This window comes from Saccharomonospora halophila 8 (assembly GCF_000383775.1).
Lineage (GTDB): Bacteria > Actinomycetota > Actinomycetes > Mycobacteriales > Pseudonocardiaceae > Saccharomonospora > Saccharomonospora halophila.
Map to the genome: position 1 here is coordinate 36,374 of NZ_KB912499.1, position 4,940 is coordinate 41,313.

4 protein-coding genes are annotated in these 4,940 nt (G+C 71.8%); 3 read left to right on the forward strand and 1 reads right to left on the reverse strand.

Annotated features, from left to right (window positions below):
- Both SACHA_RS0104880 and SACHA_RS0104885 read left to right on the forward strand, forming a co-directional pair.
- Positions 1-2,262: RelA/SpoT family protein (locus tag SACHA_RS0104880; protein WP_019807630.1), on the forward strand; the 2,262-nt coding region annotated here is incomplete at its 5' end.
- Between the two features lie 142 nt (positions 2,263-2,404).
- Positions 2,405-3,178 carry an enoyl-CoA hydratase/isomerase family protein gene (locus SACHA_RS0104885; protein WP_019807631.1) on the forward strand — a complete coding sequence of 258 codons (774 nt, stop codon included), beginning with the start codon at positions 2,405-2,407 and terminating at the stop codon, positions 3,176-3,178.
- Positions 3,179-3,282: 104 nt separating this feature from the next.
- On the opposite strand, the gene SACHA_RS0104890 is transcribed toward SACHA_RS0104885, so the two are convergent.
- On the reverse strand, positions 3,283-4,143 hold the full coding sequence (locus tag SACHA_RS0104890; RefSeq protein WP_019807632.1) for a peptidylprolyl isomerase: 861 nt from the start codon (positions 4,141-4,143) through the stop codon (positions 3,283-3,285).
- A gap of 225 nt (positions 4,144-4,368) precedes the next feature.
- Between SACHA_RS0104890 and SACHA_RS0104895 the strand changes: the two genes are divergently transcribed.
- On the forward strand, positions 4,369-4,940 hold a 572-nt coding region (locus SACHA_RS0104895; RefSeq protein ID WP_019807633.1), incomplete at its 3' end, for a hypothetical protein.

Consider the following 4,940-nt stretch of genomic DNA (forward strand, 5'->3'; position numbering starts at 1 on the left):
GCCGTCCGTGCCCCGTCGGCGACCCGGCGGGTGCGGGCCCGGTTGGCGCGGCGGATCACCGCGCAGCGGCCCGCCTCGGTGAAGCAGGTACTCGAACCGCTCGCCGCGATCCACCGGGAACTGCACCCGAGCGCCGACCTGTCGCTGTTGCAGCGGGCCTACGACGTGGCCGAGGAGCGGCACCGCGAGCAGCGGCGCAAGTCCGGCGACCCCTACATCACCCACCCGCTGGCGGTCGCCACGATCCTGGCGGAGCTGGGCATGGACACCACGACCCTGGTGGCGGCCCTGCTGCACGACACGGTGGAGGACACCGGGTACTCCCTCGAACAGCTGGGGGAGGATTTCGGGGACAAGGTGTCCCAGCTCGTCGACGGGGTGACCAAGCTGGACAAGGTCAAGCTCGGCACCGCGGCGGAGGCCGAGACCATCCGCAAGATGGTCATCGCGATGGCGCGGGACCCGAGGGTGCTGGTCATCAAGCTCGCCGACCGGCTGCACAACATGCGCACCATGCGGTTCCTGCCGCCGGAGAAGCAGGCCCGCAAGGCGAAGGAGACGCTGGAGGTCCTCGCCCCGCTGGCCCACCGGCTCGGTATGGCCACGGTGAAGTGGGAGCTGGAGGATCTGGCCTTCGCCATACTGCAGCCGAAGAAGTACGACGAGATCGTGCGACTGGTGGCCGACCGCGCGCCGTCCCGGGACACCTACCTGCGCTGGGTGATCGGCGAGCTGACCAAGCAGCTCGAGGAGTCGCGCGTCGAGGCCAAGGTCGAGGGCAGGCCCAAGCACTACTACTCGATCCACCAGAAGATGATCGTGCGGGAACGCGAGCTCGACGACATCCACGACCTGGTGGGCGTGCGCATCCTCGTGGAGGACGTGCGGGACTGCTACGCGGCGATGGGTGTGGTGCACGCGCTGTGGCAGCCGATGCCCGGCCGGTTCAAGGACTACGTCGCCCAGCCCCGGTTCGGCGTGTACCAGTCGTTGCACACCACGGTGATCGGGCCGGACGGCAAGCCGCTCGAGGTGCAGATCCGGACCTACGAGATGCACCGCACCGCCGAGTACGGCATCGCGGCGCACTGGCGGTACAAGGAAACGAAGGGCACCCACCGGGGCAACGCCGTCGACGTCGACGAGATGGCGTGGATGCGGCAGCTGCTCGACTGGCAGCGGGAGGCGGCCGACCCGGGCGAGTTCCTGGAGTCGCTGCGCTACGACCTGGCCACCCGCGAGATCTTCGTGTTCACGCCGAAGGGCGATGTGGTCACGCTGCCGGTCGGGTCCACCCCGGTGGACTTCGCCTACGCGGTGCATACCGAGGTCGGCCACCGCTGTATCGGCGCCCGGGTGAACGGCAGGCTGGTCGCGCTCGAACGCAAGCTGGACAACGGTGAGGTCGTGGAGATCTTCACGTCCAAGGCGGAGGGGGCCGGGCCCAGCCACGACTGGTTGTCCTTCGCCGGGTCGCCGAAGGCCAGGGCGAAGATCCGGCAGTGGTTCGCCAAGGAGCGCCGGGACGAGGCGATCGAGTCCGGCAAGGAGGCCATCGCCAAGGAGGTCCGCAAGATCGGCCTCCCGCTGCAGCGGCTCGTGTCCGCCGACACGATGGGTTCGGTGGCCAAGGAGCTGCGCCACGCCGACATCAGTTCCCTGTACGCGGCGGTCGGCGAGCGCCAGATCGGTGCCAAGCACGTCGTGCAGCGCCTGGTGGCGCTGATCGGCGGGGTCGAGGAGGCCGAGGAGGAGCTCGCCGAGCGCGCGACTCCGTCCACGGTCACCCGCAGGCGCTCGACCGGGGACGTCGGTGTGGTGGTCAAGGGCGGCCAGTCGGACATCTGGACGAAGCTGGCCCGGTGCTGCACGCCGGTGCCGGGCGACGACATCCTCGGGTTCGTCACCCGCGGTGGCGCGGTGAGCGTGCACCGCACCGACTGCACCAACGCCGACGACCTGCACCGGCAGCCGGAGCGGCTGCTGGAGGTGGAGTGGGCGCCGACGGAGTCGTCGGTGTTCCTGGTGGCGATCCAGGTGGAGGCCCTGGACCGGCACCGGCTGCTGTCCGACGTCACCAAGGTGCTGGCCGACGAGAAGGTCAACATCCTGTCCGCCTCGGTCACGACCTCCAAGGACCGGGTCGCGGTCAGCCGGTTCAGCTTCGAGATGGGTGACCCGAAGCATCTCGGCCACGTGCTGAAGGTGGTCCGCAACGTGGAGGGCGTCTACGACGTCTACCGACTCACCTCGGCCACCTGACCCGCGAGTCGACACTCCGATCCCCTGAGTCGACGCTCCGGCACCGCGAGTCGACACCCACGTACGGCGTGCGGGCGGTCGGTGCCGCGACGTGTGCCACTCCGGGCTCCGTGGCGGGGCGCGCGGGATCTAGGGTTGCGGCGTGACCGACGGGATCCAGTTCGACCGGGACGGCGCGACCGCCACACTCACCCTCGCCCGCCCCGCCAAGATGAACGCCGTCAGCCACGCCATGTGGTCGGCGGTGCCGGACGTGGTGGCCGAGGTGGAGGCCGACCCGGCGATCCGGGTCCTCGTGCTGGCCGGTGCCGGGGACCACTTCTCCGCGGGCGCCGACATCGGGGAGTTCCGCGAGCTGCGGGCCACGCCCGAGGGCGCGGCCGTCTACGACGACGCGGTGGAGAAGGCGGTCCGCGCGCTCACCGGGATGCGCAAGCCGAGCATCGCGCGGGTCCGGGGGAACTGCATCGGCGGTGGGTGCCAGCTGTCGGTGGCCTGTGACTTCCGGTTCGCGGCACGGGAGAGCCGCTTCGGCATCACCCCCGCCAAGCTCGGCATCGTCTACGACTTCGCCTCCACCCGCAGGCTCGTCGCCCTGGTGGGGCCGGCCCGCGCCCGCTACCTGCTCCTGTCGGCGCAGCTGCTGGACGCCGACCGTGCCTACGGGATCGGCCTGGTCGACGAGGTGGTCGACGACGACGCACTGGAGGAGGCCACCACCGACTTCGCCCGCACCCTCGGTTCGCGGTCGCAGACGTCGGTGCGTGGGATGAACGAGATCATCGAGCGGATCACGGAGGGGCAGCGGGACAGCGACGCCGCCGTGGAGGCTCTCCGCGCCGAGGCCGTCGCCGGGGACGACTACGCCGAGGGGGTCGCCGCTTTCCTCGAACGGCGTCCCCCCGACTTCGGCTGACCGCCCGCACGCTCCGGCGCCGACGACGCGGGTCTCCGGAACCCCCGGGTGCGTCGGGGAGGGAGCCGGTCGGCGCGGTGCCCCCGACGCACCCGGGGTGCCGGTCAGGTCGCCGCGACGCGCACGTCGGTGAAGCGGACCTCGGTGTGCGGGGTGCCGCCGCCCGCCTGCGAGGAACCGTCGTGTCCGGCGCGCGCCACCTCGTCGAGCACCGTGAGCCCCTTGTCGGAGATCGTGCCGAAGACCGTGTAGTTCGGCGGGAGCGGGGCCTCGCCGTACACCATGAAGAACTGGCTGCCGTTGGTGTCCGGCCCCGAGTTCGCCATCGCGAGGATGCCGCGGCCGTAGGTCAGCCCCTCGAAGGTCTCGTCGGCGAAGCTGTACCCGGGGCCGCCGGTGCCGTCGCCCTTCGGGTCGCCGCACTGCAGCATCTGGAGCCCGTCGGTGGACAGCCGGTGGCAGCTGGTGTCGGTGTAGAACCCCTGCTCGGCGAGGTGCACGAAACTGTTGACGGTGCACGGCGCCAGTGCGCGGTCCAGCGTCAGGGGGATCTCGCCGACGGTGGACTCCAGGGTCACGTCGACCGTGCCCCCGGCGGGCACGTTCTCGCCCGACGGTGCGGGCACCTCCTTGGCGGGCTGCCCGGACTCCGGGTACTCGCACGTCACCGGGCCCGACAGTGGCTCGGGGCGTTCGGGTGCCGCGACCCGTTCGGTGGGGATGCTCGCCGGCGTGTTCCGGGCCGATGTGTCCGGTGTGCCGCTCGCGTCCGCCGCGTCGCCCTCCGCCGCGGTGTCATCGCCCCGCGTGGCCAGGATCACGACGAGCCCGGCGACCACCACCACCGCACCGATGGTCACGCCGACACCGACGATCCTGCGTCGCCTCGCCCGTTCGGCGCGGCGGGTGAGCTGCCGTTCGAGCTTGCGTTTCGCGGCCTCGCGGCGTTGCTGGTTGGTGGCCACCTGCCCTCCCAATCTTGTCTCGTCGGCCGCCGTGGGCCCGGGCGGGCCCCGGTGAGGCGCTGGCGGGCCCGGTGGGCCCGCTCGGGCGCAGTCTATGGGCACTGTCTGTGAGGATCCTGTACAGGGGCGGCTAGGGTGAACGGCGTCCCAGCCCGTGGCGAAAGGTGTGTCCGTGCTCGTCGTCGGGTTCCGCGCGACGGATCCGTCGCTGACCGGGGGGTGCGCATGAGCGGCGAAGCGGGAGGCGAGCGGTCCACGTCCGGGTCGGAACGGGTCCCGTTGTACGCCGCCGATCCCGCGGTGCGCCGCCGTCGTGTCGTGTCCGGGCTCGTGGGTGCCGTACTGGTCGGCGCGGCGTTCGGGGGCCTGGCCGGTCTGCTCGGCGGACAGGTCGTCGGCCTGGTCGTCGGCGGTGTCGTGGCACTGCCGCCGGCGGTGCTGGTGGTGTCCAACGCGCGCAGGCAGGTCCACCTGGAGGGAACCACGGTGCTGGTGCGCACCTGGGGGACCCGCCGGATCGACCTGGTCACCGCCTCCCGGATCGACCTGCTCGTCACCGACATCCGGGGCAGCCGCACCGTGAGTCTGCTGGTCAACGCCGGCGGCCGGGGCGGCGCCGTCAAGATCGACGTGGCCGTCTACGCGGGCACGGGGGGCCGGGAGCTGGGCGTGCTGGCGCTGCGCCGGCTCGCCGACGCCGTGGTGAACAATCTCGAGGCCGGCGGTGTCGTGTTCTCCGAACTGCTGGTGGCGCAGCTGCGGGCGGAGGCCCGCGGCGACGCCGCCGCCGACCGCCC